General features: G+C 58.9%; 23 protein-coding genes. 10 read left to right on the forward strand and 13 right to left on the reverse strand.

The features are described 5' to 3' along the window. Positions 1-41: 41 nt before the first annotated feature. From ssuB to ssuE, 5 genes are all read right to left on the reverse strand, one after another. Positions 42-812: an aliphatic sulfonates ABC transporter ATP-binding protein gene (gene ssuB / locus KHA73_RS08825; protein ID WP_234590362.1), complete on the reverse strand. Its 771-nt coding sequence runs from the start codon at positions 810-812 to the stop codon at positions 42-44. Then, complete coding sequence (gene ssuC, locus KHA73_RS08830; protein ID WP_234590363.1) at positions 809-1,603, reverse strand: aliphatic sulfonate ABC transporter permease SsuC; 795 nt, start codon at positions 1,601-1,603, stop codon at positions 809-811. The genes ssuB and ssuC overlap by 4 nt, the downstream gene beginning before the upstream one ends. An 11-nt stretch (positions 1,604-1,614) precedes the next feature. Then, positions 1,615-2,763 (reverse strand): FMNH2-dependent alkanesulfonate monooxygenase, encoded by a 1,149-nt coding sequence (gene ssuD, locus KHA73_RS08835; RefSeq protein WP_234590364.1) that lies wholly within the window; start codon positions 2,761-2,763, stop codon positions 1,615-1,617. Between the two features lie 16 nt (positions 2,764-2,779). Further along, entirely contained in the window at positions 2,780-3,697 is a 918-nt protein-coding gene (locus tag KHA73_RS08840; protein WP_380738314.1) for a sulfonate ABC transporter substrate-binding protein, read from the reverse strand. A gap of 69 nt (positions 3,698-3,766) precedes the next feature. Next, complete coding sequence (gene ssuE, locus KHA73_RS08845; RefSeq protein ID WP_234590366.1) at positions 3,767-4,345, reverse strand: NADPH-dependent FMN reductase; 579 nt, start codon at positions 4,343-4,345, stop codon at positions 3,767-3,769. A gap of 258 nt (positions 4,346-4,603) precedes the next feature. On the opposite strand from ssuE, the gene pyrD reads away from it, so the two are divergent. Together pyrD and KHA73_RS08855 are read left to right on the forward strand one after the other, a co-directional pair. After that, complete coding sequence (pyrD, locus tag KHA73_RS08850) at positions 4,604-5,614, forward strand: quinone-dependent dihydroorotate dehydrogenase (protein ID WP_234590367.1); 1,011 nt, start codon at positions 4,604-4,606, stop codon at positions 5,612-5,614. A gap of 176 nt (positions 5,615-5,790) precedes the next feature. After that, positions 5,791-6,339: a cell division protein ZapC gene (locus KHA73_RS08855; protein ID WP_234590368.1), complete on the forward strand. Its 549-nt coding sequence runs from the start codon at positions 5,791-5,793 to the stop codon at positions 6,337-6,339. Between the two features lie 5 nt (positions 6,340-6,344). Here KHA73_RS08855 and KHA73_RS08860 read toward each other — a convergent pair whose 3' ends face one another. Beyond that, complete coding sequence (locus KHA73_RS08860) at positions 6,345-7,448, reverse strand: YcbX family protein (RefSeq protein WP_234590369.1); 1,104 nt, start codon at positions 7,446-7,448, stop codon at positions 6,345-6,347. Positions 7,449-7,551: 103 nt separating this feature from the next. Here KHA73_RS08860 and rlmKL point away from each other — a divergent pair, with 103 nt between their 5' ends. From rlmKL to rmf, 6 genes are all read left to right on the forward strand, one after another. Continuing rightward, a complete protein-coding gene (gene rlmKL / locus KHA73_RS08865) occupies positions 7,552-9,672 on the forward strand; it encodes a bifunctional 23S rRNA (guanine(2069)-N(7))-methyltransferase RlmK/23S rRNA (guanine(2445)-N(2))-methyltransferase RlmL (RefSeq protein WP_234590370.1) in 2,121 nt (706 codons plus the stop codon). 5 nt (positions 9,673-9,677) lie between these two features. Further along, complete coding sequence (locus KHA73_RS08870; RefSeq protein ID WP_234590372.1) at positions 9,678-11,582, forward strand: ABC transporter ATP-binding protein; 1,905 nt, start codon at positions 9,678-9,680, stop codon at positions 11,580-11,582. Positions 11,583-11,659: 77 nt separating this feature from the next. After that, entirely contained in the window at positions 11,660-12,973 is a 1,314-nt protein-coding gene (gene pqiA / locus KHA73_RS08875) for a membrane integrity-associated transporter subunit PqiA (RefSeq protein WP_380738311.1), read from the forward strand. Beyond that, on the forward strand, positions 12,960-14,606 hold the full coding sequence (gene pqiB, locus KHA73_RS08880; protein ID WP_234590374.1) for an intermembrane transport protein PqiB: 1,647 nt from the start codon (positions 12,960-12,962) through the stop codon (positions 14,604-14,606). The genes pqiA and pqiB overlap by 14 nt, the downstream gene beginning before the upstream one ends. Beyond that, positions 14,603-15,163 carry a membrane integrity-associated transporter subunit PqiC gene (pqiC, locus tag KHA73_RS08885; protein WP_234590375.1) on the forward strand — a complete coding sequence of 187 codons (561 nt, stop codon included), beginning with the start codon at positions 14,603-14,605 and terminating at the stop codon, positions 15,161-15,163. Before pqiB ends, pqiC begins: the two co-directional genes overlap by 4 nt. A gap of 270 nt (positions 15,164-15,433) precedes the next feature. Further along, a complete protein-coding gene (gene rmf, locus KHA73_RS08890) occupies positions 15,434-15,604 on the forward strand; it encodes a ribosome modulation factor (RefSeq protein WP_004928150.1) in 171 nt (56 codons plus the stop codon). A 64-nt stretch (positions 15,605-15,668) separates the two neighbouring features. Here rmf and fabF read toward each other — a convergent pair whose 3' ends face one another. The 4 genes from fabF to KHA73_RS08910 all read right to left on the reverse strand — a co-directional run bounded on the left by fabF (position 15,669) and on the right by KHA73_RS08910 (position 19,933). Next, entirely contained in the window at positions 15,669-16,943 is a 1,275-nt protein-coding gene (gene fabF, locus KHA73_RS08895) for a beta-ketoacyl-ACP synthase II (RefSeq protein ID WP_234590376.1), read from the reverse strand. After that, a complete protein-coding gene (locus KHA73_RS08900; protein ID WP_234590377.1) occupies positions 16,940-17,467 on the reverse strand; it encodes a winged helix-turn-helix transcriptional regulator in 528 nt (175 codons plus the stop codon). The genes fabF and KHA73_RS08900 overlap by 4 nt, the downstream gene beginning before the upstream one ends. Positions 17,468-17,597: 130 nt before the next feature. Then, entirely contained in the window at positions 17,598-18,116 is a 519-nt protein-coding gene (fabA, locus tag KHA73_RS08905; protein ID WP_061798005.1) for a bifunctional 3-hydroxydecanoyl-ACP dehydratase/trans-2-decenoyl-ACP isomerase, read from the reverse strand. A gap of 68 nt (positions 18,117-18,184) precedes the next feature. Then, positions 18,185-19,933 carry an AAA family ATPase gene (locus KHA73_RS08910; protein ID WP_234590378.1) on the reverse strand — a complete coding sequence of 583 codons (1,749 nt, stop codon included), beginning with the start codon at positions 19,931-19,933 and terminating at the stop codon, positions 18,185-18,187. 209 nt (positions 19,934-20,142) lie between these two features. Here KHA73_RS08910 and matP point away from each other — a divergent pair, with 209 nt between their 5' ends. Next, positions 20,143-20,601: a macrodomain Ter protein MatP gene (gene matP / locus KHA73_RS08915; protein WP_234590379.1), complete on the forward strand. Its 459-nt coding sequence runs from the start codon at positions 20,143-20,145 to the stop codon at positions 20,599-20,601. 104 nt (positions 20,602-20,705) lie between these two features. On the opposite strand, the gene ompA is transcribed toward matP, so the two are convergent. Next, positions 20,706-21,761 (reverse strand): porin OmpA, encoded by a 1,056-nt coding sequence (gene ompA / locus KHA73_RS08920; RefSeq protein WP_234590380.1) that lies wholly within the window; start codon positions 21,759-21,761, stop codon positions 20,706-20,708. Between the two features lie 357 nt (positions 21,762-22,118). Next, a complete protein-coding gene (gene sulA, locus KHA73_RS08925) occupies positions 22,119-22,625 on the reverse strand; it encodes an SOS-induced cell division inhibitor SulA (protein WP_234590381.1) in 507 nt (168 codons plus the stop codon). Positions 22,626-22,857: 232 nt separating this feature from the next. Between sulA and KHA73_RS08930 the strand changes: the two genes are divergently transcribed. Further along, positions 22,858-23,520, forward strand: coding sequence for a TfoX/Sxy family DNA transformation protein (locus KHA73_RS08930; RefSeq protein WP_234590382.1), 663 nt, complete (start codon positions 22,858-22,860; stop codon positions 23,518-23,520). Here KHA73_RS08930 and yccS read toward each other — a convergent pair. Continuing rightward, complete coding sequence (yccS, locus tag KHA73_RS08935; protein ID WP_234590383.1) at positions 23,517-25,652, reverse strand: YccS family putative transporter; 2,136 nt, start codon at positions 25,650-25,652, stop codon at positions 23,517-23,519. The two genes, KHA73_RS08930 and yccS, sit on opposite strands and share 4 nt — an antisense overlap. Positions 25,653-25,671 lie beyond the last annotated feature (19 nt).

Here is a 25,671-nt window from a genome sequence, read left to right on the forward strand (position 1 = left end):
AGCACCACCATATAAAAGGGACGGCAAATGCCGTCCCTTTTTTAATTCACTGCCCGGCGCGCCGCCACGGGCTGTGGCGGCGATAACACCCGCTCCAGCACCTCGGCTTCCAACTCCGCCAGTTTGGCCGAACCTTTGCGGCGCGGCCGCGGCAAATCGATTGCCAGATCCAGGCCGATGCGGCCCTCCTCAATCAGGAGTACCCGATCCGCCAAGGCTATCGCTTCGCTGACGTCGTGCGTGACCAGCAACACGGTAAAACCGTGCTGTTGCCACAAATTCTCTATCAGCCCTTGCATCTCGATGCGGGTCAGCGCATCCAGCGCCCCCAGCGGCTCGTCCAGCAGCAGCAGGCGAGGGCGGTGGATCAGCGCGCGGGCCAGCGCCACCCGCTGCTTTTGCCCGCCGGACAGCGCCGCCGGCCACTCGTTGGCCCGGTCCGCCAGGCCGACGGTCTCCAGCGCCTGCAGAGCGTTGTCGCGCCAGTGGCCGCGCAGACCGAGACCGACGTTGTCGATAACCTTTTTCCACGGCAGCAGCCGCGCGTCCTGAAACATCAGGCGAGTATCCTCTTTGGCGCTGCTGAGCGGGGCGTTACCGGTCAGCAGTGCGCCGCTGCTGGCGTTTTCCAGGCCGGCCATCAGGCGCAGCAGGGTGCTTTTGCCGCAGCCGCTGCGGCCGACTACCGCCACAAATTGTCCGGAGCTAATGCGCAACTGAATGTTGTCCAGCACGGTGCGGTTGCCGTAACGCTTGCCGATGGACTCCAGCGTCACCGGCGTGCCTTGTGGAATGCGAGCGGGAAGGGTCATAGCGCTTCTCCCTGTTTCAGTTGATAGGCCGGGTGCCAACGCAGCCAGACGCGTTCGAGCAGCTGCGCGCCCACGTCCGCCAGCTTGCCGAGCAGGGCGTACAGCACGATAGCCACCACCACCACGTCGGTCTGCAGGAATTCACGGGCGTTCATCGCCAGATAGCCGATCCCCGAGTTGGCGGAAATGGTTTCGGCGACGATCAGCGTCAACCACATAAAGCCGAGGGCGAAACGCACCCCGACCATGATGGAGGGCAGCGCGCCGGGCAGCACCACCTGGGTAAACAGCCGGAAACCGCTCAGGCCGTAGCTGCGCGCCATCTCCAGCAGCCCGCGATCGATATTCTTGATGCCGTGATAGGTATTGAGGTAGATCGGGAACAGCGTACCGAGCGCCACCAGAAAGATCTTGGCGGACTCGTCGATGCCGAACCACAGTATCACCAGCGGGATCAGCGCCAGATGCGGCACGTTGCGGATCATCTGCACCGAGCTGTCGAGCAGGCGTTCGCCCCAGCGCGACAGGCCGGTGATAAAGCCGAGGATCAGGCCGATGCTGCCGCCGATGCTGAAGCCGATCAGCGCGCGCCAGCTGCTGATGGTCAGATGCTGCCACAGTTCACCGCTTTTGGTCAGTGACCAGAAGGCGGTGATTACCGCGCTGGGCGCCGGCAAGATGCGGTTGGAAAGCCAGCCGGCCTCAACGGAGATTTGCCAGATAACCACCAACGCCACCGGCAACGCCCAGGGCGCCAGCCGGTTCAGAATGCGTTGCGTATTTTTCGCCATCACGTTGCTCCTCAGCTTTGTGACACTTTTTGCGGGACGTAAATATTGGCCACCACTTCCCCCTGCGGCCGCAACGGACGCACCTGCGCCGGCGCTTCGTTTTTCACCAGATCGAGATGCGGGAACAGCAGCTCGCCGACGCGATAAGCCTCTTCCAAATGCGGGTAGCCGGAGAGAATAAAGGTGTCGATCCCCAGATCGGCGTATTCCTGCATCCGCGCCGCTACCGTTGGGCCATCGCCCACCAGCGCGGTGCCGGCGCCGCCGCGCACCAGGCCGACGCCGGCCCACAGGTTCGGACTGATCTCCAGATTGTCTTTCTTGCCGCCGTGCAGCTCGGCCATGCGCCGTTGCCCTACGGAATCGAAACGCGCAAAGGCCTGTTGGGCATTGGCGATGGTCTGGTCGTCCAGATTAGCGATCAGCCGGTCGGCGGCGCGCCAGGCTTCTTCGGTGGTTTCCCGCACGATCACGTGCAGACGAATGCCGAAGCGCACCTGGCGGCCTTTGGCCGCCGCTCTGGCGCGCACCTGCTCAATTTTCTCTTTAACCTGCGCCGGCGGCTCTCCCCAGGTGAGGTACATCTCTACCTGCTCGGCGGCCAGATCCTGCGCGGCATCGGAAGATCCGCCAAAATAGAGCGACGGGCGCGGCTGTTGCACCGGTGGGAACAGCAGCTTGGCGCCTTTCACCTGAATGTGTTTGCCGTTGAAATCAACGGTTTCCCCTTCCAATACCCGGCGCCATACCTGGGTAAACTCGGCCGAGGCCTCGTAACGCTCTTCGTGGTTGAGGTGCAGGCCTTCCGCCGCCAGCTCTTCCGGATCGCCGCCGGTCACCAGGTTAAACAGCGCGCGGCCGTTGGACAGGCGATCCAGCGTCGCGGCCTGCCGCGCCGCCAACGTGGGGGAAATAATGCCGGGGCGCAGCGCCACCAGGAATTTCAGCCGCTGGGTAACCGGGATCAGCGACGCGGCCACCAGCCAGGAGTCTTCGCAGGAGCGGCCGGTGGGGATCAGCACGCCGCCGAACCCCAGGCGGTCCGCCGCCTGGGCAATTTGTTGCAGGTAGCCGTGATCGACGCTACGCGCGCCTTCAGCGCTGCCCAGGTAGTGACCGTCACCGTGGGTGGGCAAAAACCAGAAAACGTTAAGGCTCATCGTTAGTTCTCCAAAATTATTGCGCGCTTGGGCGCCAGATGCGTTGCGAGATATCCACTTTCACCGGCACCAGGTGGTTGGCGTAAAACAGATCGGCGGTTTGTTGCTGGGCGGCGATGGTGTGCGCATCCAGCGGCGTGATGGCGGTCGGGGGGCGATGGTCCAGATAGCTGGCGATCACCTTTTCCGGCAGCCCCATGGCGTTGGCCAGCAGCGTGACGCTCTGCGCGCGGTCACTGCGGGTGAGCGCGTCGGCCTGGGTCAGCACGCCCAGTACCTGGCTGATAAAGGGGCCGTTGGCTTCGACGTAGGGGCGTACCGCCAGGTAGAAGGAACCGGTTTGGTTGAGATCGGTGCCGTCGCCGAGCACCCGCACGCCGCCCTGCAGCAGCGCGGCGGAATAGTAAGGATCCCAGATCGCCCAGGCATCGACGTTGCCCTGCTGAAATGCGGCGCGTGCGTCGGCCGGGGTCAGATAGACCGGTTGAATATCGGTGAATTTCAGCCCGGCCTTTTGCAGCGAACGCAGCAGCAGATTGTGTGAGCTGGAGCCCTTCTGGAAGGCAACCTTATGGCCTTTCAGTTCGGCGACGTTTTTGATCGGGCTGTTTTCCGGTACCAGGATCACTTCCGCCTTGGGTTTGGGCGGTTCGACGCCGACGTACAGCAGGTCGGCGCCGGCGGCCTGGGCGAAGATCGGCGGGATATCGCCGGTGCTGCCCAAATCGATGCTGCCGACGTTCAGCGCCTCCAGCATTTGCGGGCCGGCCGGGAATTCAATCCAGCTGATTTTTGTGGCGGGAAAACGCTTCTCCAGCAGCTGATGGCTTTTTGCCAGCACCAGGCTGACCGATCCTTTTTGGTAGCCAATACGGAACTGGGCGGGATCTTGTGCGCTGGCGGCGTTAGCCCACGCCAGCGACAGCAGGCCCATCAGGGCGGTGGCGCCAAACCAGTGCCGCAGAACAGATCGCTTCATATTGATGTCCTTTTCCGGGGCGTTTCAGGCGGTCTGTCTGGCCGACAGGGGGAGGGGGACCCTCAGAGAGGGCGGCTTGCGGCGGCCCAGCGCCAGGTAGAAGCTTTCCAGCGCCTCCTCCAGCCGGCCGGCGACGCCGTCCGACAACGTGACCTGTTCGCCGCTGAGCTGCACCTGGCTGTCATCGGCGAATACGCCGTGCAGCACTTCCTGCGCCTTCAGCGCCGCCAGTACCGGCTTCAGGGCGTAGTCCACCGCCAGCATATGGCCGACGGAACCGCCGGTGGCCAGCGGCAGCACCACCTTGTGGTCCAGCGCGCGCTCCGGCAGCAGATCCAGCAGGGTTTTCAACGCGCCGGAGAATGAGGCTTTATAGACCGGGGTGGAAATCAACAGGCCGTCCGCCTGCGCCAGCTGCTCGGTGAAGGCTTTGATAGCCGGGCTGTTAAAGTTGGCGTACAGCAGGTCTTCGGCATCGAAGTCGTGCAGGGTATAAGCGATCACCTCTACGCCTTGTTGCCGCAGCCAGTTCTGGCTTAGGGTAAGCAGGCCCGCCGAGCGCGACGGGATGCGTGGGCTGCCGGCCAGTGATATAACGCGCATTACCACTCCTTATAACTAAATGTTAGGTTTAATTAGAAAATGTTCAGGAAGTGTTTTAAAGCTAACAGCAAAGGGGCGCGTTTTTTAAATCTCATTTTTTGATTTTGATATGCGTAAAAGCGGATTTGCTTCAATTTCAGCGCAGGGCAAGAAAACGATTGCGTAAAAAGGCCTTTTTTTGCCTTTAATCAATTCCAATTGGGCCGGGGATACCGGATAATACGCCCCCGGTTTGCAACCGGGAAATCAGGAGAGTCCATGTACTACCCCATCATCAGGAAAGCGTTGTTCCAGCTCGATCCCGAGCGCGCGCATGAATTGACCTTTCGCCAGCTCAGCCGCGTTACCGGCACCCCATTAGAGTTTCTTGTTCGCCAGTCCGTGCCGACCAAACCGGTCAGCTGCATGGGGCTGTCGTTTAAAAACCCCCTGGGATTGGCCGCCGGTCTGGATAAAAACGGCGAGTGCATCGACGCGTTCGGCGCCATGGGTTTTGGCCATGTCGAAGTGGGCACCGTGACCCCGCGCCCGCAGCCGGGTAACGACAAACCGCGCCTGTTTCGGGTGGTGGAGGCCGAAGGCCTGATTAACCGCATGGGATTTAATAACCAGGGTGTAGACAATCTGGTTGAAAACGTTAAGAAATCTCATTTTGGCGGCATTCTTGGGATCAATATCGGCAAGAATAAAGACACCCCGGTCGAGCAGGGTAAAGACGATTATTTGATCTGCATGGATAAAGTTTATCCTTATGCCGGTTATATCGCGATTAACATTTCGTCACCCAATACCCCGGGTTTGCGATCCTTGCAGTATGGTGAAGCGCTGGACGATCTGTTAGCGGCGATTAAAAATAAGCAGCAGGAATTACATGCGCGCCATCACAAATATGTGCCGGTGGCGGTAAAGATCGCGCCGGATCTTTCTGAGGAAGAATTGATCCAAATAGCCGACAGCTTGGTGCGGCATAATATCGATGGAGTGATCGCCACCAATACCACGCTGGATCGTAAATTGATCCAGGGATTAAATTATTGCGAACAAACGGGCGGCCTCAGCGGGCGTCCGCTGCAGTCGCGCAGCACCGAAGTGATCCGTCGCCTGTCTACCGAGCTGCAGGGGCGCCTGCCGATTATTGGCGTGGGCGGGATTGACTCGCTGACGGCGGCGCGCGAAAAAATAGCGGCCGGGGCGACCCTGGTGCAAATTTATTCCGGGTTTATCTATCACGGCCCGCGTTTGATTAAAGATATCGTTACCCATATCTAATATTTTTCCTTTCATTTTATCTCGGGGGTTTATTTCTGCCCCCAGCTCGTCTATATTTTGTTCGTTAGCATAAATATCGTTCGCGGAATTATCCGATGTTTAAGCAACTTTATCGGTGATAAAATCACCTTTTAGGGTAAATACGGCGTTGGCATAGGCAGCGGGAAGGATAAGAGATGAAGATAAAACCTGACGATAATTGGCGTTGGTATTTCGACGCCGAACACGATCGGCTAATGCTGGATTTAGCCAATGGTATGATCTTTCGCTCGCGCTTCCCGGCCAAAATGTTAACGCCGGACGCCTTCGACGAATGCGCTTTCTGCGTTGACGACGCCGCGCTTTATTTCACCTATGAAGAACAGTGCAAGCAGGTCAAGCTCAGCCATGAACAGCGCGCCGAGCTGGTATTGAATGCGCTGGTCGCCTACCGCTTCCTCAAGCCGCTGATGCCGAAAAGCTGGCACTTCTCGCAGCAGCACTACCCGCTGCAGCCGAAGAACGGCGAGCTGGCGGCGGTGAAGGTGATGGAAAGCGGCGTCGAAGCCCGCCTGCTGGTGGTGGAAGCCGGCGATAACGCCAGCCTGTGCTTGTTGGCGCAAAATCAGCTGTCGGTGGCCGGCCGCACCATGGTGCTGGGCGATGCAATCAAGGTGATGCACGATCGTCTGAAGCCCTGCGCGCAGGACGAATCTTCCGCCCCGGCTTACGACAGGGCGGTATAAACAGATTACGCCAGCGTCAAATCGCTCTTCGGAATACAGCTGCAACAAAGAATGGTGCCGTCGTTGGCCAATGCGCTTTGTTTCAATGGCGCGACTTCGCCGCTGACCAACGTAATGCGGCAACTGCCGCAGATACCCGCCCGGCAAGAATAGGGCACGCGAATCCCCTGCTGTTCCAACTGTTCGAGTAATATTTGCTGGTTATTGCCGGTAAACACCTTGCCTTCATATTCAATGGTCAGGCTGTGCGCGCTGTCCTGCGGCGCGGCGACGCTTTCCACCACCATGCCGACGCCATACGGGCGGGGCGGCTTGGTCGACAATACCTCCACCGGATCGCCAACGCGGATAATGCCGCTGTTGCGCGCAATCATATTTTGGCCAAAGTCGATGTCGCCGTTATCGGCGGTGCGGAACTTCTGCAGCGTGCTCAGCGGTTCGCCGCTCGGGTGCTTGCGGCCGCGTTCGGTGCTGACGGTGGTCAGCACGCAGCGGCTGCAGGGCTTCACCAGCTCGAATATCACGTCGCCGACGCGGATCACCTGCCAACCGTCTTCGGCCCAGGCGCTGGCGCCGGTGACCACCAGATTGGGGCGAAACTGCTCCAGCTTGATGCTGCCGGGGCAACGTTGCTGCAGATCGTTGAACGAGGCCTGATTAATCAGCAGATAAGGATAGCCATCGGCGAACGACAGCGGAATTTCCGGGTGTTTCTTTACCCGGCGGGTGAGTTCCGGCCCCAGCCAGCGCAGCTGCACGTCGCGCTGGAAGTAGCCGCTCAGCCAGCGGTTGATCGCTTCCGGCGCAATCAGCGCGGTGAAATGGTTGCCCCACACCTCGGTAGGCTGCGCCTCGGCGGTGAAATCGCTGAAGCGGATGGCGGCGCTTTCGCCGTCCGGCGCGGTCAGGAACAGGCCGTCGGCCAGCAGCGCCGGGGTGAACAGCACCATCTGCGGGTATTGGCGCGCGGTAATAAAGGTGCCATCCGGCTCGGTGATCATAAAGGTGCGGTCGAAAGCCAGGCCGCTGCTGGAAACCTGTGCATGGGAAAGCTGCAAACCCCGCAGCGATTTAACCGGATGAACGTAGAGTCTGGAAAGCGTGATCACCCTTATCTCCGTGCGATTATTAAATAGAAGGGAGCAACTTTATGACAAGCGGTGCGGATTAGCTATAATGCGCAACAATTTTCTTTTTGGTGATAAGTACGATATGAACTCTCTGTTTGCCAGCACGGCGCGTGGACTGGAAGAACTGTTAAAAAGCGAGCTGGAGCTGCTTGGCGCTCACGACTGCAAAGTGGTGCAGGGCGGGGTACATTTTCAGGGTGACGATCGTCTTCTGTACCAAAGCCTGCTGTGGAGCCGCCTGGCCTCGCGCATTCTGCTGCCGCTGAACGAATTCCGCGTGCACAGCGATCTGGACCTGTACCTTGGCGTGCAGGCGATTGACTGGACCAGCATTTTTGGCGTGGATAAGACCTTCGCCGTACATTTCAGCGGCGTCAATGAAGAGATCCGCAACAGCCAATACGGCGCGCTGAAGGTTAAAGACGCCATCGTCGACAGCTTTACCCGCAAAATTGACCAGCGCCCGACGGTCGCCAAGCAGCAGCCGGATATTCGCGTCAACGTGTTCCTGCAGCGCGACATGGCCAGCGTGGCGCTCGATCTGAGCGGCGAAGGCCTGCATCAGCGCGGCTACCGCGATCTGACCGGCCAGGCGCCGCTGAAGGAAAACCTGGCGGCGGCCATCGTACAGCGTTCCGGCTGGCAGCCGGGCACGCCGATGCTCGATCCGATGTGCGGTTCAGGCACCTTGCTGATCGAAGCGGCGATGATCGCCTCCGATCGCGCGCCGGGCCTGCACCGCCAGCACTGGGGCTTTACCGCCTGGAACGGCCACAACGCCGAGCTGTGGCGCGAAGTGACCACCGAAGCGCAGGTTCGCGCGCGCCGCGGCCTGCAGGAAACCACCTCACGCTTCTTCGGTTCGGACATTGATCGCCGGGTGATCGAGATGGCGCGCGGCAACGCCCGCCGCGCCGGCATTGCCGAACTGATCACCTTCAACGTCAGCGACGTCGCCAAACTGACCAATCCGCTGCCGGAAGGCCCGGCGGGCACCGTGGTCAACAACCCGCCGTACGGCGAGCGTTTGGAAAGCGAACCGGCGCTGATCGCCCTGCACAACATGCTGGGCCGCATCATGAAGAGCGCCTTCGGCGGCTGGCAACTGTCTCTGTTCAGCGCCTCGCCGGAGCTGTTGAGCTGCCTGCAGCTGCGCGCCGAGCGGCAGTTCAAGGCCAAAAACGGCCCGTTGGACTGCGTGCAGAAAAACTATCAGCTGGCGGCCAATCCTCAGGGAGCCGGCGGCGTGCAGGTGGCGGAAGATTTCGCCAACCGCCTGCGCAAGAACCTGAAGAAGCTCGACAAATGGGCCAAGCAGCAGGGCATTGAATGCTACCGACTGTACGATGCCGATCTGCCAGAATACAACGTGGCGGTGGATCGCTACGGCAGCAAGGTGGTGGTGCAGGAATATGCGCCGCCGAAAACCGTCGATGCGCAGAAGGCGCGTCAGCGCCTGTTCGACGTAATCAACGCCACGCTGGCGGTGCTGGAATTGCCGTCCAACCAGTTGATCCTGAAGACCCGCGAACGGCAGAAGGGCAAAAACCAGTACGAAAAGCTGGCGCAGAAGGGCGAATTCCTGCTGGTGGAAGAGTTCAACGCCAAGCTGTGGGTTAACCTGACCGACTATCTCGACACCGGGCTGTTCCTCGATCACCGCATCGCGCGCCGCATGTTGGGCGAGATGAGCAAGGGCAAGGACTTCCTCAACCTGTTCGCCTATACCGGCACCGCCAGCGTGCACGCCGGGCTGGGCGGCGCGCGCAGCACCACTACGGTGGACATGTCGCGCACCTATCTGGAGTGGGCGGAGAAAAACCTGCGCGCCAACGGCCTGACCGGCCGTCAGCACCGGCTGATCCAGGCCGACTGCCTGTCGTGGCTGAGCAACGCCGACGAGCAGTTCGACGTGATCTTTATCGATCCGCCGACCTTCTCCAACTCCAAGCGAATGGAGAACAGCTTTGACGTACAGCGCGACCATCTGGCGCTGATGAAAGATTTGAAACGGTTGCTGCGCCGCAACGGGACCATCATGTTCTCGAACAACAAGCGCGGCTTCCAGATGGATCTGGCCGGTCTGAGCGCGCTGGGTCTGGAGGCGAAAGAGATCACCGCCCAGACGCTGTCGCAGGACTTTGCCCGTAACCGTCAGATTCACAACTGCTGGCTGGTCACCCACGCCGGCGAAGGAAAATAATTACTATGTCGTTAATCAGCATGTCCGGCGCCTGGCTGTCCTTCAGCGACGCGCCGCTTTTAGATAACACCGAAATTCATATTGAAGACAACGAACGCGTTTGCCTGGTGGGGCGCAACGGCGCCGGTAAATCCACCCTGCTGAAGATCCTCGGTAAAGAGATCCCGCTGGATGACGGCCGGGTGATTTATGAGCAGGATCTCATTGTGGCGCGCCTGCAGCAGGATCCGCCGCGCAACATCGGCGGCAGCGTGTTCGACTTCGTGGCCGAAGGCGTCGCCGAGCAGGCCGAGCACCTGAAGGCGTATCACGCGATTTCTCACCTGGTGGAAACCGACCCGAGCGAGAAAAACCTGACGCGCATGGCGCAGATTATGGAGATCCTCGACCATCAGGGCCTGTGGCAGCTCGACAGCCGCATCAGCGAAGTGCTGTTGCAGCTGGGGCTGAACGGCGACGCCGAGCTTTCTTCGCTTTCCGGCGGCTGGCTGCGCAAGGCGGCGTTGGGCCGCGCGCTGGTCAGTTCACCGCGTGTGCTGCTGCTCGACGAACCGACCAACCACCTGGATATCGAAACCATCGACTGGCTGGAAGGCTTCCTGAAAGAATTCCAGGGCAGCATCGTGTTCATCTCCCACGACCGTTCGTTTATCCGCAATATGGCGACGCGCATCGTCGATCTGGATCGCGGCAAGCTGGTGTCCTGGCCGGGCAACTATGACCTGTATTTGCTGAGCAAGGAAGAGGCGCTGCGGGTGGAAGAACTGCAGAACGCCGAATTCGACCGCAAGCTGGCGCAGGAAGAAGTGTGGATCCGCCAGGGCATCAAGGCGCGCCGCACCCGCAACGAAGGCCGAGTACGTGCGCTGAAAGCGTTGCGTACCGAACGCTCGGAGCGCCGGGAGGTGATGGGCACCGCCAAAATGCAGGTGGAAGAGGCGGTGCGTTCCGGCAAGATTGTGTTCGAGCTGGAAGACGTCAACTATCAGGTGGGTGACAAAGTGCTGGTGCGCGGCTTCTCCGCCCAGGTGCAGCGCGGCGACAAAATCGCGCTGGTGGGGCCGAACGGCTGCGGCAAAACCACGCTGCTGAAACTGATGCTCGGTCAGCTGAAGGCCGACAGCGGCCGCGTGCACTGCGGCACCAAGCTGGAGGTGGCCTACTTCGATCAGCACCGCGCCGATCTGGATCCGGAACGCACGGTGATGGATAACCTGGCGGAAGGCAAGCAAGAGGTGATGGTCAACGGCCGCGCCCGCCACGTGCTGGGCTACCTGCAAGACTTCCTGTTCCACCCGAAACGCGCGATGACGCCGGTGAAAGCGCTGTCGGGCGGCGAGCGTAATCGCCTGCTGTTGGCTAAGCTGTTTCTGAAACCCAGCAACCTGTTGATCCTCGATGAACCAACCAACGATCTCGACGTCGAAACGCTGGAATTGCTGGAAGAACTGATCGACGGCTATCAGGGTACCGTGCTGCTGGTCAGCCACGATCGTCAGTTTGTCGACAACTCGGTGACCGAGTGCTGGATCTTCGAAGGCAATGGTGCGATCAGCACCTTCGTCGGCGGTTATTACGACGCGCACCATCAGCGCGCTACCGCCAAACCGATCCGTCAGGCGGCGCCGAGCCAGAGCAAACCGGCCGCCGAGAAAAAAGCCGAGCAGCCGAAGAAACCGGCCGCCAAGCTGAGCTATAACCTGCTGCGCGAACTGGAACAGTTGCCGCAGCGTCTTGAGCAGTTGGAAGCGGAAATTGAGGCGCTGCAGGCGCAAATGAGCGATGCTGACTTCTTCACGCGCCCGCACAGCGAAACGCAGGGCGTGCTGACGGCGCTGGCTAATGCCGAACAGGCGCTGGAACAGGCGTTCGCCCGTTGGGAAGAGCTGGAAGCGATGAAGAACGGCTGACCGTTGTGAATGCCGCCCGCGCGCTGCTGCGGGCGGTATCGCCGTACCGGTGAGCAACGTTATTAAGGAGGAATATGGTGTGTTCCCACGAAAATCACAAGCAGCATAGCCCCAAGGTGCCCGGCGCACCGCGGCAGGATAACCTGATGCTGTGCCCGCAGTGCGACATGCTGGTGGCGTTGCCGCCCCTGGCGTTTGGCACCAAAGCGGTGTGCCCGCGCTGCAAAACGACCCTCAGCACCCGCTGGGAAGAGCCGCGCAAGCGGCCGATAGGCTACGCCCTCAGCGCGCTGTTCATGCTGCTGCTGGCCAATATTTTCCCGTTTATCAATATGCGCGTTGCCGGTCTTGGCAACGAAATCAGACTGATTCAAATTCCTCAGGTGATGGTGGCTGAAGATTATGCCAGCATGGCCACGCTGTTTATGGTGTTCGTGCAGCTGATCCCGGCGTTTTGCATGCTGGCGATCATTCTGCTGTGCGCCAAAGTGCGCATGCCGCTGGCGTTGAAAGAGTGGATGGCCAAGATGCTGTTCCAGTTTAAAACCTGGTGCATGGTGGAAATCTTCCTCGCCGGGGTGCTGGTCAGCTTCGTCAAGCTGATGGCCTACGGCGATATCGGCATCGGCAGCAGCTTTGTGCCTTACTGCCTGTTCTGCCTGCTGCAGGTGCGCGCCTTCCAGTGCGTGGACCGCCGCTGGCTGTGGCAGGACATCGAACCGGCGCCGAAGCTGGATAGCCCGCTGACCGTCGGGCTTACCGGCATGCGCCAGGGCGTGCGCTCCTGCCGCTGCTGCACGGCCATCCTGCCGGCTGACCTGACCCACTGCCCGCGCTGCCACACCAACGGCCACGTGCGCCGCCGCAACAGCCTGCAGTGGACGCTGGCGCTGCTGGTGACCTCGATCATGCTGTATATCCCGGCCAATCTGATGCCGATTATGGTCACCGAGGCGCTGGGCAACAAGATGAATTCGACCATCATGGCCGGGGTGATCCTGCTGTGGGGGGAGGGATCCTATCCGGTGGCGATGGTGATTTTCATCGCCAGCATCATGGTGCCGTCGCTGAAGATGCTGGCGATCGGCTGGCTGTGCTGGGACGCCAACGGCAAGGGGAAAAACCGCGCCGACAGCGAACGCATGCATCTGATTTATGAAGTCGTCGAATTCGTTGGCCGCTGGTCAATGATCGACGTGTTTGTCATCGCCGTACTCTCGGCGTTGGTACGTATGGGACAATTGATGAGCATCTATCCTGCAACCGGTGCGGTGCTGTTCGCCCTGGTGGTGATCCTCACCATGTTCGCCGCCATGACGTTCGATCCCCGGCTGACCTGGGATCGCGTAAATGACACAATAAAAAAGGAGCCGCAAGGTGACGGAAAATAATCATAGCGTCGCGGACGTTGAGAAGATCAAGCGCTGGTCGCCGGTGTGGATTATCCCCATCGTCACCGCCTTGATCGGCGCCTGGATCCTGTTTTACCACTTCAGCCATCAGGGGCCGGTGGTAACGCTGGTCACCACCACCGCCGAAGGGCTGGAAGCGGGCAAAACCAAAATCAAAAGCCGCAGCGTTGACGTTGGCGTCGTCGAGACCGTGACGCTGAGCGACGACCTGAGCAAGGTGATGGTGCAGGCGCGCCTTAATGCCGGCATGGATAAGCTGCTGCGGCAAGATACCGCCTTCTGGGTGGTGAAGCCGCAGATCGGCCGCGAAGGGGTTTCCGGCCTGGGTACGCTGTTGTCCGGCGCCTATATCGAGCTGCAGCCGGGCACCAAGGGCAAGGACGGCAAGGACGATTACCAACTGCTGGATGCGCCGCCGCTGGCCTCACCGGACGCCAAAGGGCTGCGCATCGTGCTCGACAGCGATAAATCGGGCCAGCTCAACGCCGGCGACCCGGTGCTGTTCCGCGGCTACCGCGTCGGCTCGGTGGAAACCAGCTATTTCGATCCTAAAGCGCGCGCCATGCGCTACCAGCTGTTTATCTCTGCGCCTTACGACCAACTGGTGACCAGCAACGTGCGTTTCTGGAAAGACAGCGGCGTGGCGTTCGACATGTCGGCACAGGGCATGCGCGTGGAAATGGGCTCGTTGGCGACCCTGTTCAGCGGCGGCGTGAGCTTTGACGTGCCGGAAGGTTGGGATCGCGGCGAACTGGCGAAAGAGAAGGCGGAGTACCAGCTGTTCGACAACCAGCGCAGCATTCAGGATTCGCTGTATACCGTACATAAAGACTACCTGATGTTCTTCTCCGACTCGATCCGCGGATTGCAGCCGGGCGCGCCGGTGGAGTTCCGCGGCATTCGCCTCGGTACGGTGGCGCAGGTGCCGTTCTATAAAGAAGGTATGGCACAGCGCCTGGACAACGATTACCGCATTCCGGTGCTTATCCGCATCGAGCCGGATCGCTTCCAGAAGCAGCTGGGCGGCAACTTCGATATCGAAGGCCACCTGAAAGACGCAGAATCCCGCGGCATGCGCGCTTCCCTGAAGTCTGCCAACCTGCTGACAGGCTCGTTGTACATCGATCTGGACTTCTATCCACAGGAGAAAGCCTGGAAGGGGCCGCGTGAGCTGTTCGGTTACCCGCTGATGCCAACCACCAGCGGTGGCCTGGCGCAGATCCAGCAGAAACTGATGCAGACGCTGGACAAGATCAACGCGATGCCGATCAATCCGATGATCAACGAAGCGACCAAAACGCTGGCGGAAAGCCAGAAAACCATGAAGTCGACCCAGCAGACCATGAAGTCGCTGAACGACATCATCTCCAGTAAAGAGATGCAGGCGCTGCCGCAGGACATGCAGAAAACGCTGCAGGAACTGAACCGCAGCATGAAAGGGTTCCAACCGGGGTCACCGGCCTACAACAAGATGGTAGGCGACATGCAACGTCTGGATCAGGTTCTGCGTGAACTGCAGCCGGTGCTGCGCACCCTGAATGAAAAGAGCAACGCGCTGGTGTTTGAAGCCGCCGGCAGCAATGACCCTCAGCCGAAGAAGGCCAATAAATGATGAAATGGATCCCGGTAGCCCTGGCGCTGTTGCTCAGCGCCTGTAGCAGTACGCCACAGAAAACCTATTATCAGTTGCCGGCGCTGGGCGTGCCGGCGCAGGTAAGCGGCAGCGGCGCTTCAACCCGCCAGCTGTGGCTGGAGCACGTTGGCGTGGCCGACTATCTGGCGCAAAACGGCGTGGTCTACCAGACCAACGACGTGCAATACGTGATTGGCCAGAACAACCTGTGGGCCAGCCCGCTCGACCAGCAGCTGCAGCAGACGCTGGTCACCAACCTGAGCAGCGCGCTGCCGGGTTGGGTGGTCTCCTCCCAGCCGATGAGCAGCGATCAGGATGTGCTCAACGTCACCATCAGCGGCTTCCACGGCCGCTTTGACGGCACGGCAATCATTCGCGGCGAATGGGTGCTGAATCACCAGGGCCGGCTTACCAAACGGCCGTTCAACCTGGAGCTGAAGCAGAGCGAGGACGGCTACGACGCACTGGTGCGCGCTCTGGCGCAGGGGTGGCAGCAGGAAGCTCAGGCCATTGCCGCGCAGGTCGGCAGCTTTTAGTCATAATTTGCTCTAAAATCGTCTAATCCCCGCCGGCGCGCAATATCGATATAGCGCGCCGGCGGGGATTTTTTATTGATATCAATAAATTAGTTATTTTCCGCCCTATCAGCCACTTAGCCTCTTCCTCGGATGTAGCTCACAAATATGACATTGGCGTGAATTTTGCGCATTGATCTTCACGCCATTTAGCGCTATTGCTTAATCGTGGCTGCGCAAAAAGCAGCCATTGTTTTCTTTCCACCAGACCAAAAATGAGGGAAACGAGGCATGAAGAGACAGAAACGCGATCGTCTGGAAAGGGCGCATTCGAGAGGGTATCAGGCAGGCATTTTAGGGCGTTCCAGGGAACATTGTCCCTACCAATCTTCGGTGGACGCCCGGTCTCAATGGCTGGGAGGTTGGCGAGAAGCCATGGAGGACAGGGCTGTGACCGCTTAAGCGGCTCTCTGTCAAAAAAAGGAACAACCTCCGCCACGCGCGGAGGTTTTTGTTTCAGCGGCCGTCACCCCTGCCAGCGTTTCAGCAAAATACTCGCGTTCACGCCGCCAAAACCGAAGCCATTGGACAGGGCATAGGTGATGCTCATCGGTTCCGCCTGCTTCGCCACCAGATGCAACCCTTCCGCCGCCGGATCGGGGTTATCCAGATTCAGCGTAGCGGGGGCGATTTGATCGCGCAGCGCCAACGCGGTGAAGATGGTTTCCAGCCCGCCGGCCGCACCCAGCAAATGACCGGTCGCCGATTTGGTCGAGCTCACCGCCACGCCGCCGTCCGCACCGAACAGATGCCTGATGGCGTTAATTTCCCCCAGATCGCCCACCGGCGTTGAGGTGGCGTGAGCATTCAGATGCTGAACTTCACCCGGCGTAACGCCCGCCTGCTTCAGCGCAATCTTCATCGCGCGGTAGGCGCCGTCGCCGTCTTCGGCGCCGGAGGTCATGTGATAGGCGTCGGCGCTGGTGCCATAACCGACGATTTCCGCCAGCGGCGTTGCCCCGCGCGCCAGAGCATGCTCCAGGGTTTCGATCACCAGCATGCCCGCGCCTTCACCCATCACGAAACCGTCACGCGCGCTGTCGAAAGGCCGCGAGGCTTTCGCCGCCTCATCCGCCGGGGCAGTGGACATGGCGCGCGCGGCGGCAAACCCCCCGAGGCTGACGGTATCAATCGCGGCCTCGGTGCCGCCGCACAGGGCGATATCGGCCTCGCCATTGCGGATGATGCGTACCGCGTCGCCGATGGCCTGCACGCCCGCCGCACAGGCGGTAACCGGGGCGCCTATCGGCCCTTTGAACTGATGCTTGATGGAAACGTGACCGGCAGCCAGATTAACCAGGAACGACGGAATGGTGAACGGCGACAGGCGCTTGGCGCCGCGGCTGTCGGTGGTACGCACCGCATGGGCGATAGCCGGGAACCCGCCGATGCCGGAGGCGATCACGGTAGCGGTACGTTCTTGCTTGTCTTCGCTATCGGCGGTCCAGCCGGCCTGGCGGATGGCCTCGTCGGCCGCCGCCATGGCGAACAGGATAAAGCGGTCCATTTTCTTTTGATCTTTGGGGGCGACCGATTGGTCAGGATCGAAACCCGCCTCGGGATCCTGCTCCAGCGAAGGCACCTGCCCACCGACTTTTACCGCCAGATCCGCGACAATGGCCTCCGGCAACGGCCGAATGCCTGATTGCCCCTGCAGCAGGCGCTGCCAGATGGCCTCGACACCGCACCCCAGTGGAGAAACGGCGCCCATGCCGGTAATGACGATACGACGACTGTTCATAGTGACTCCTTGGACGATTCAGGGAAAAGGGTAGCGTAATTTTGCTGCATCATGGCCGCGCGCTGGCGCATGCCTTCGCTGGCCGCCGGGCCGGCAGCCAGCGTGACGTGCTGCTGAGCGATCGGTTGTTGAGTAAGGCTGTCGATCAGTTGCACCTGAACCGGTTGCCCATTGCGGCGATCGACCAGTTGGGCGCTGATGCCGTCATCCGCCAGATGGGTATTGCCCCACTGGAACAGAGCGGCCAGCACCGGGAAAAAATCCCGGCCGCGTTCGGTCAGCAGGTACTGATAGCGTACCGGGCGCGTCTGGTAACGCTGCTTATGCAAAATGCCGCTGGCCACCAGGTCTTTCAGGCGGCGCGTCAGCAGGGTGGGCGACAGCCCCAGACTTTGCTGAAATTCATCAAACTTCGACAGCCCGTGGAACGCATCGCGCAGTATCAGAATGCTCCACCATTCGCCGACCCGGCCCAGCGATCGGGCAACCGGGCAGGGCGCAGTATCAAAACGGGTTTTTCGCATGTCGCACCTCACAGTTACTACATTTATTGTAGTAACTGGCTGGCCGTTATAAACCTGAGCGCTGCCGCTCAACAAAAAATAACGGCGGGGAAATAAAAACGGCGGCCGGGAAGGGCCGCCGTCGCTGCGGTTAGAACGCAGCAGTGTCCTTGAACAGGCCCACTTTCAGATCGCTGGCGGTGTAAATAACCTGGCCATCGACCAGCACTTCACCATCGGCCACGCCCATAATCAGCTTGCGGGTAATGACGCGTTTGAAGTTGATGCGGTAGGTGACCTTTTTCGCGGTCGGCAGCACCTGGCCGGTGAACTTGACCTCACCCACGCCGAGCGCGCGGCCTTTGCCTTCGCCGCCCAGCCAGCCGAGGTAGAACCCAACCAGCTGCCACATTGCGTCCAGGCCCAGACAGCCTGGCATCACAGGGTCGCCGATAAAGTGGCAACCGAAGAACCATAGATCCGGATTGATATCCAGTTCCGCTTCCACATAGCCTTTGTTGTGGGTACCACCGTCTTCGGTCATCTTGACCACGCGGTCCATCATCAACATGTTACCTGCCGGCAACGGCGGGCCACCGGCGCCAAACAGCTCGCCACGGCCGGATGCTTCGAGGTCTTCTTTCGTATAGGAGTCGCGTTTATCTACCATGTTCTCAGTAAGCCTTATTTTAATGAAGGACGCAGATTAGCTAACACGTGTACGCTGAACAAGTCCGATCAGCCGTGGTTGAACCAGTTGAGCCAACGAAGTGGCCACGGCCTGCGGCGTTCTTGCGGGTTCACCTGCGCGATTCGTTCCTGAATGGCAGCTAACAAATTCGGCTGCTGCTCATCAGAGTAGGGGTAACCCGTCAGTAATGGCAAGGCCTCTGCGGCGCTGTCGACGGCCCACAGATGGAATTGCCCTTCGCGGACTGCGTCGACCACGTCCTGACGCAGACACAGATGGCGCACGTTGGTGGCCGGCATGATAACGCCCTGTTTGCCGGTCAAACCGCGGCGCAGACAAACTTCAAAGAAGCCTTCAACCTTTTCGTTAACGCCGCCGATCGGCTGCACGTTGCCGAATTGGTCGACAGAGCCGGTAACGGCAACCTGTTGGGTGATAGGCTGCTGCGACAAGGCGCTTATCAACGCGCACAGCTCAGCCAGCGAGGCGCTGTCGCCATCCACTTCGCCATAGGACTGCTCGAATACGATCGAGGCGGAGAAGGGCAGCTGTTGATCCAGCTCCAGTTCGGAGATCAGGAAGGCCTGCATAATCATCATGCCTTTGGCATGCAGATTGCCCCCCAGCTCGGCTTTGCGCTCAACGTCGGTGAATTCGCCGTCGCCGAGGTGGACGACGCAGCTGATGCGCGACGGCTCGCCGAAGCTGCGCGGGTGGCCGGGGTAATCCAGTACGGAAAGCCCGTTAATCTGACCGACCACTTCACCCTCGGTTTCAATCAGGATTTGGCCCAATTCGATCTCGTCTTGCATCCGCTCGGCGAGATAGCTTTCGCGCCATTCGCGCGCATTCAACGCGGCTTCGAAGGCTTTGGCCGTGATCTGCTCCTCTTCGGCATACAACGCCGCTTCGGCCAGTTGTTGGCTAACCCACAGCGGAGACAGCGGCAGAATGCCCTGATCGCCGCTGTAGCGCACCGCCTGAATCATCAGTGGCGGCCAGGCATCGGCAGCCAACGGCGGCAGTTGCTGTTCGGCGATCACGCTGTTGACGTAACCGCACCATTGCGACATGTCTTCAGCCTCGGTGAGCTGCAGATCGTCTTCGTATTCGCCGTAGACCGCCTGTTCGCTGAGCTCGGGTTCGATATCGTGAAAATCGGCCAGGCCATGACGATCGCCCACCACGATCAGACGAAGTTCCAGCGGCATCGGAGGAATAGCCACCGGCAGCGGGCGCGTCTCATCCGGGGAAACCCAGTGGAACTGGCGTTGAGTGATCATCTGCTTCAACCGCAGCCACAGCAGCGGCTGCGCCAACAGAGAACGGGCCGAAAGGATCAGCACGCCGCCATTAGCCTGGTGTACCAGGCCTGGTTGCAGGCTGATTTCGCCGTTATGGATCCTGACGCAGCCAAACAGCTGTTCCGGCTCTACCCATTCCTGGAATACGCAGGCGCCGCCGGCGGCGAAAGGCTCAGCGCCAGTGGCGGCGGCTTCAACGCTGACGTTATTGCCCTGAATCACATAATGACTGCCTTTGAAGGCGGCGTTTTGCGGCTGCAGCTGCTGCACGGCGCGGGCGATGAGCGCCAGATATTCACGCGTCTCCTGCGCTTTGAGCAGCATGAAGCGCGGGGGCGACTGGGGGTGGCAAAATAGCGTCAGCGCGTTCTCCAGCCGAGGCTGGATAGCGGCAAAGGACACGGGTGCCAACTGAGCGGCGGTATCAAATATCGCCTGATAAGGCGTTACGTCCGGCAACAGAGATTGCCATTCAAGTCGGTTATTGGTCAAAGTGTTAGATGCAATCGTCAAAAAGGGAAAGGGCGATTATACAAGAATAACGCCAGCTTGATACATGCAGAGTGGCAGTTGGTGTCAGGGAGTTTGACATCGCGCGGCGACTGTGCAAAAAACAGTCTAAAAGGCGGTTTAATTGCCGGGGAAATTTGGCGTAAAGCTGTTATGCTTAATAAAGTTACGCGGTCACTGAAGAGCTCAAGATGAAATATCAGCAACTGGAAAATCTGGAGAGCGGTTGGAAATGGAAGTACCTGGTGAAGAAGCACCGGGAAGGGGAACTGATTACCCGCTACATTGAAAACAGCGCTGCTCAGGAAGCGGTGAATGAGCTGCTGAAGCTGGAAAATGAACCGGTAAAAGTTCTCGCATGGATCACTGCTCATATGAATCCGGAACTCGACAACCGGATGAAGCAAACAATCCGCGCTCGGCGTAAGCGTCATTTTAACGCAGAACATCAGCACACGCGAAAAAAATCTATCGACCTGGAGTTTTTGGTTTGGCAACGCTTGGCTGCGTTGGCCCGGCGCCGCGGGGCAACGCTATCAGAAACCGTAGTGCAGCTGATTGAAGATGCCGAACGCAAAGAGAAGTACGCCAGCCAAATGTCGTTGCTGAAAGAGGATCTCAAGGCGATCCTCGGTAAGGATCCGGAATAACCTGACCTCTTTTCGGTTTCCGCCCCGCAACGAATGCCTGCCGATGAGTTTTGTACAGGCAAAAAAAAACCCCGCTATGCGGGGTTTTTACTAAGAGTGGTCACTTAGCCCTGTGGCTGAGTCACAACGTCTTTGATACCTTTAACTTCGATCTCTACGCGACGATCTGGTGCCAGGCAAGCGATCTGTGCTTTGGTAGCGCGGCCAGATTTGTAGCCACAGGTGTTGCCAGTGACGGAATCAGCTTCGCCCATACCGCGTGCAGAGATTTTGTCTGACGGGATGCCTTTAGAAACCAGGTAGTCAACAACGCTTTGTGCGCGCTGCTCGGACAGTTTCTGGTTGTACTGGTCAGAACCAACTGCGTCGGTGTAACCCAGAACTACAACAGAACCGTCTTTAGGATCCATGGAGCTCAGCTGAGTGTACAGCTGGTCCAGAGCCTGTTGGCCTTCTGCTTTCAGAGTAGATTTGTTGAAGTTGAACAGCACGTCAGACTTCAGGGTGAAACGCTTGGTTTCAACAACTGGAGCCGGAGCCGGAGCTGGTGCTGGAGCAACAACATCATCCTGACCGAAACGGTAAGAAACACCAACGCTCAGCATGGTGTTGTCTGGGCGTGCGCCGACAGTACCTGCATCACCGATGTTGCTTACGAATTGGTAGTCCAGGCGAGTAGCCCAGTTTTTGGTCAGTGCGTATTCAACACCAACTGCTGCCAGCGGAGAAACGCCGGTGTCGTGGTTGCCGCCGTTAGAACCGACGCCATCACTGTCTGCACGCCATACCATGCCGCCCAGGCGGGTGTAGATGTCCAGATCGTCAACAATTGGGTAGCTCAGTTTAGCTGCCAGTTGAACGCCTTGAGCTTTGAAAGAACCAGTGTTAGCACCGGTGTATTTCATACGACCTAACCAGTCGTAACCCATTTCAAAGCCCAGGTATTGGTTCGCCTGATAACCCAGGAACGCACCAGCACCGATTTGGTCTTTACGTGCATCGTTATCTACGCGGTAACCGTTGCCGTAGAAACCAGTGTCATGGTACTGGGACCAGCCCAGTTTAGCACCGGTGTACCAGGTGTTATCTTTTGGGGCGGCTTGCGCTACGGTAGCGAAACCGGCCAGTGCCACTGCTAATGCGATAGCTGTCTTTTTCATTTTGCGCCTCGTTATCATCCAAATAGGCAATGAGCTTTAAAGCTGTTTTAAGCCCTTGGTTAAATTCCTTCGCCAAGGTTTGAGCCCTCTTTGTTACTCGGCCAGTTTTTCTGACGTTATAGAGCAACCTTGGCGATGTAAAGTCTACAACGTGGCGCGAAAGTTACAAGTGTGATGTGATAAAGCTCTAAAAAAAAACACAGAATTATACATATTCGCTAACGCCAATCGGCAAAAAACGGGGCGATTTATTGAGCGATTTTTTTCGGGAAACCGCAGCCGGACTAGCTTCGTGAAGGATCCCGCAAAGGTTCCCTCTGCGGGGGATAAAAATGATGGGAAAAATCCTAAATTTACTTAATGATACAAAGAAGAGTGAATTTTTAGGGTGGAACACTGTCCGTGGATCGGGTTTATGTCGCGTTGTGGACGCATAATAAAGCCGTACGCATTACCCAATTCTGCCGCACGCCCTAATTTTAGACGATCTTCCTCCGTCAGCTCGGGTAACCAGCCGAGAACCACGCTGTAATTGCCCGTCAGCAGTGCTTTTTCCATGGCTTCAACCGTTGCCATCGGGCTGATTTGGCTCAGCTGCACCATTTTCTCGACCGGCAACCCGGATTGCTGCAGCCATTGCTTGCTTAATTTTTGCTGCGGAGTGAGCCACAAGAGCCAGCGTGACTGCCTGCCGAGCTGCTGCAGCAGAGGCAGCAGTAATTGCGCGACTGCGGGCTGACGCTCATTGTAAACAAGTTCACTGATAAGGCCATTTTCGTTGCCGGCATCCGCGCGCTTGGCAGCATTGTTAACCGCGATCGCACCGCGGTTGAAATGGGGTTTGTAAAGTGATTGAGTACGCATAAAGTATCCCGCCTGCAGTGTTACTGTATGTTTATACAGTATACCCGCCAACCAATAAGATCAACCCAAATTTTCGTAGCACCTCGCATAATTGCGATCATTTTTTATACCGACGTTTTTTATCGTTGGCATGTTTGCAGATAGTGCGTATTTTCCTAATTAGTTGTTCACGTTACCTTTATTTCATTGATGTGAGAAATGATACGTCTATAACCTACAAGGGAGTTTCGTTATGAAAGGGATATCAGCAGGCAGGATCGCGCAGGCGAAAGCGTGTTTTTCCGCATTGGGGCGCATCACGACACGCTCACAGTTCGGCGGCTATGGGCTGCTGGCGGAAGGCGTGATGTTCGCGGTGATAGCGGAAGGCGAACTATACCTGCGCGCGACGGATGGCCTGGAACCCGCATTCCGCGCCCGCGGCATGGTGAATATGGTTTACTCCAAGCGAGGGGTGCCGATTACCATGCGTTACTACTGGGTGAATGAGCGGCTTTGGCGCGAAAAAAACGAACTGATTGGCCTGGCGTGGCAGGCCGTCAGGGAGGCGCGCCGTGAACAACGGGTCAAAACCGGCTGCCACGGGCGATTGAAAATGCTGCCCAATATTGACATCAATATGGAGCGCCAACTGTGGCGAGCGGGCATACGCAATGTCTACGATCTGCGGCTGCACGGTGCCAAACGCAGCTATCTGCGGCTGTTGCAGCAGCAAACCAATCTGGGGTTGCGGGTGCTGTTGTCGTTAGGCGGGGCCATCGCCGGATATCATCAGGCCGCTTTGCCCGCCGAGCTGCGCAGCGAGTTGATCGAATGGTTTGAGCATACGGCGGCGATGCGTCGTCATGGGCACGACCCCCTGATTAAGGGCCGCGGCCCGGCCCTTAATGATTAATCAGCCTTATTGATGCGGGTGTGCAGTGCGGTCAGCTCCGGCAGCAGTTCAAGCACTAAACCGATTTGTTGCAATACCAGTTGCTCTTTGCTTTCCGGTTCAGGTACGGCGTGCCGGATGCGTTCCGCGAGGTTTTCCAACGCCAGCGCAATGCGTGAACCGTTCTGTTCTTCCTGATGCAGCGCCCCGTCAACGTAGCAAACGGCATCATTCAGTAAATCCAGTATTGCGGGGTTGCTCAGGCGCTCACGGTGCGCGCCGAGCGCGGAGATATAGCTCAGCAGTGTGTGGTTGAGGCACAGCAGGCGGAAGGCGGCTTCCTGCAACGCTTTGTCTGCTTTGGGATCGGCGGACATATTAGAAATGACCGAGGCCAGTTCGGCGTCGCTGTTGTGCGCGTCCCGCCGCGCGATCCGGTAAGGCAGCCCGTTATCTTTGCCCTGATGGTATTGCACCAGAATGGCGTCCAGATAACGGCAGTTGGCGTTCAGCGTTTTATCAACCACGGCCGGCAGTTGGCGGAATTTCCAGTCCGGCCAGATAAAGCTGACCGCGGCCCAGGCAATGGCGCAGCCCAACAGGGTGTCGTAAACGCGCGGCGCCGCCACCTCGAAGCCTTCGCCCAGCAGGTTGAAACACAGCAGCACCAGCAGGGTGATAAACATGGTGGCGTGCGCATATTGCACGGTACGGAACGCGAAGAACAGCACGCCGGTGATAACGATCAACACCAATTGGCCTTCCAGAGAGGGCACAAAATAGAGGATCGGCAGGCCAATCAAGATGCCGGCCAGGGTGCCGATAATGCGCAACGCCAGGCGCCGGCGGGTTGCGTTGTAGTTTGGCTGGCAAACAAACAGGCTGGTCAGCAGGATCCAGTAACCATGCTGCATGCCGGTCAGCTGGATAAAAGCGTAGCCGATACACAGCACGGCCGACATGCGAATGGCATGGCGGAACAGGGCCGATTGCGGCGTCAGGTGGCGGCTGATGCGCAGCCGAATGTCGCTCCAGCCGGTCAGGCGATCGTCGGACAGGCTATTTTCTTCCGTTTGCCCATTAGCCAGCGCCTGCTCTGATTCGATATTGGCCAGTTGGGCGTCGATCGCGCGCAAATTTTTCAGCAGGTGCGCCAGCGCCTTGGCCAGCTCCGCGTTTTCCCGCGTGGCGGCGGCGCGTGCCAACGCGTCTTCGATGCGGTTGAACGCCGGTTCAAAGCGTGGGTTATGCTGGTATTTTTGCCTCAGCAGGATCGATTGCGCCAACTGACGACAAGCGCGCGCCTGCATGCTCAGCAAGCGCTGAAAGCGGAACAGGATATCGCTGTGGCGAAATTGCCGGCTCAGTGCCTGATACTGAACGTGAGAAGAACTGGCCCGCTCGTGAATATCTTGCGCGACAAAGTAATAATGCAGCGTGCGGCGGGTACCGCGCTGGCCGCGATCGCCTTTCAATCGCGTCAGCAACGAAGCCTTGGTCTGATTGAGCAGCGTCACCAACGCACTGTTGGCCATCGCGACCTCCATCCAGGGCAGATCGGCGTCGCGCTCGGCGTCGGGGTCGAACAGGTTGGCTTTGGCGTCCAGATAGTTCGCCAACTGATCGTAGCAGCGCGCCAGGTTCTCCTGCAGCGGGCGGATAGGGAAGATCACATGGCCGGTCAGCGTCAGCAGGTTGTACCACAGCGCGCCGATCACCAGCAGCATCGGCTGTTGGTACCAGGCGTCGTACATTGAGGCGCCGAGCATGGTGTATACCGCGATCAGCAATGCGCCGAAGGCGATGGTGGCGTAGCGTTGCCCCAGCGCGCCCAATAAAATAAAGCCGCAGGTGGAGGTGGTTAAACCGAGGGCGAACAGCCAGGGGTAAGGAAACAGCAGCTCAATTGAGGCGGCGGCGATAAAAAAGCACACCAGCGTGATCAGCAGATTGCGTAATCTGCCGGCCAGGCGATCGTCCAAATCGGTCAGGGCTGCGGCGACCACCCCCAGCGTCAGAGGGATGGTCAGCTTGGGTATTCCCAGCCACCATGGAACGGCAGCCGCCCCGGCCAGCGCAATGAAAATGCGTAAATGGTAAAGCAGGTTGCTGTTGTAGGCGTAGCGGCGCACTGCAGGTGCAAAAGAGAGCACGAAAAACTCCTCAAACGGA

Origin of the sequence: Serratia entomophila, from assembly GCF_021462285.1 — a bacterium.
GTDB lineage: Bacteria > Pseudomonadota > Gammaproteobacteria > Enterobacterales > Enterobacteriaceae > Serratia > Serratia entomophila.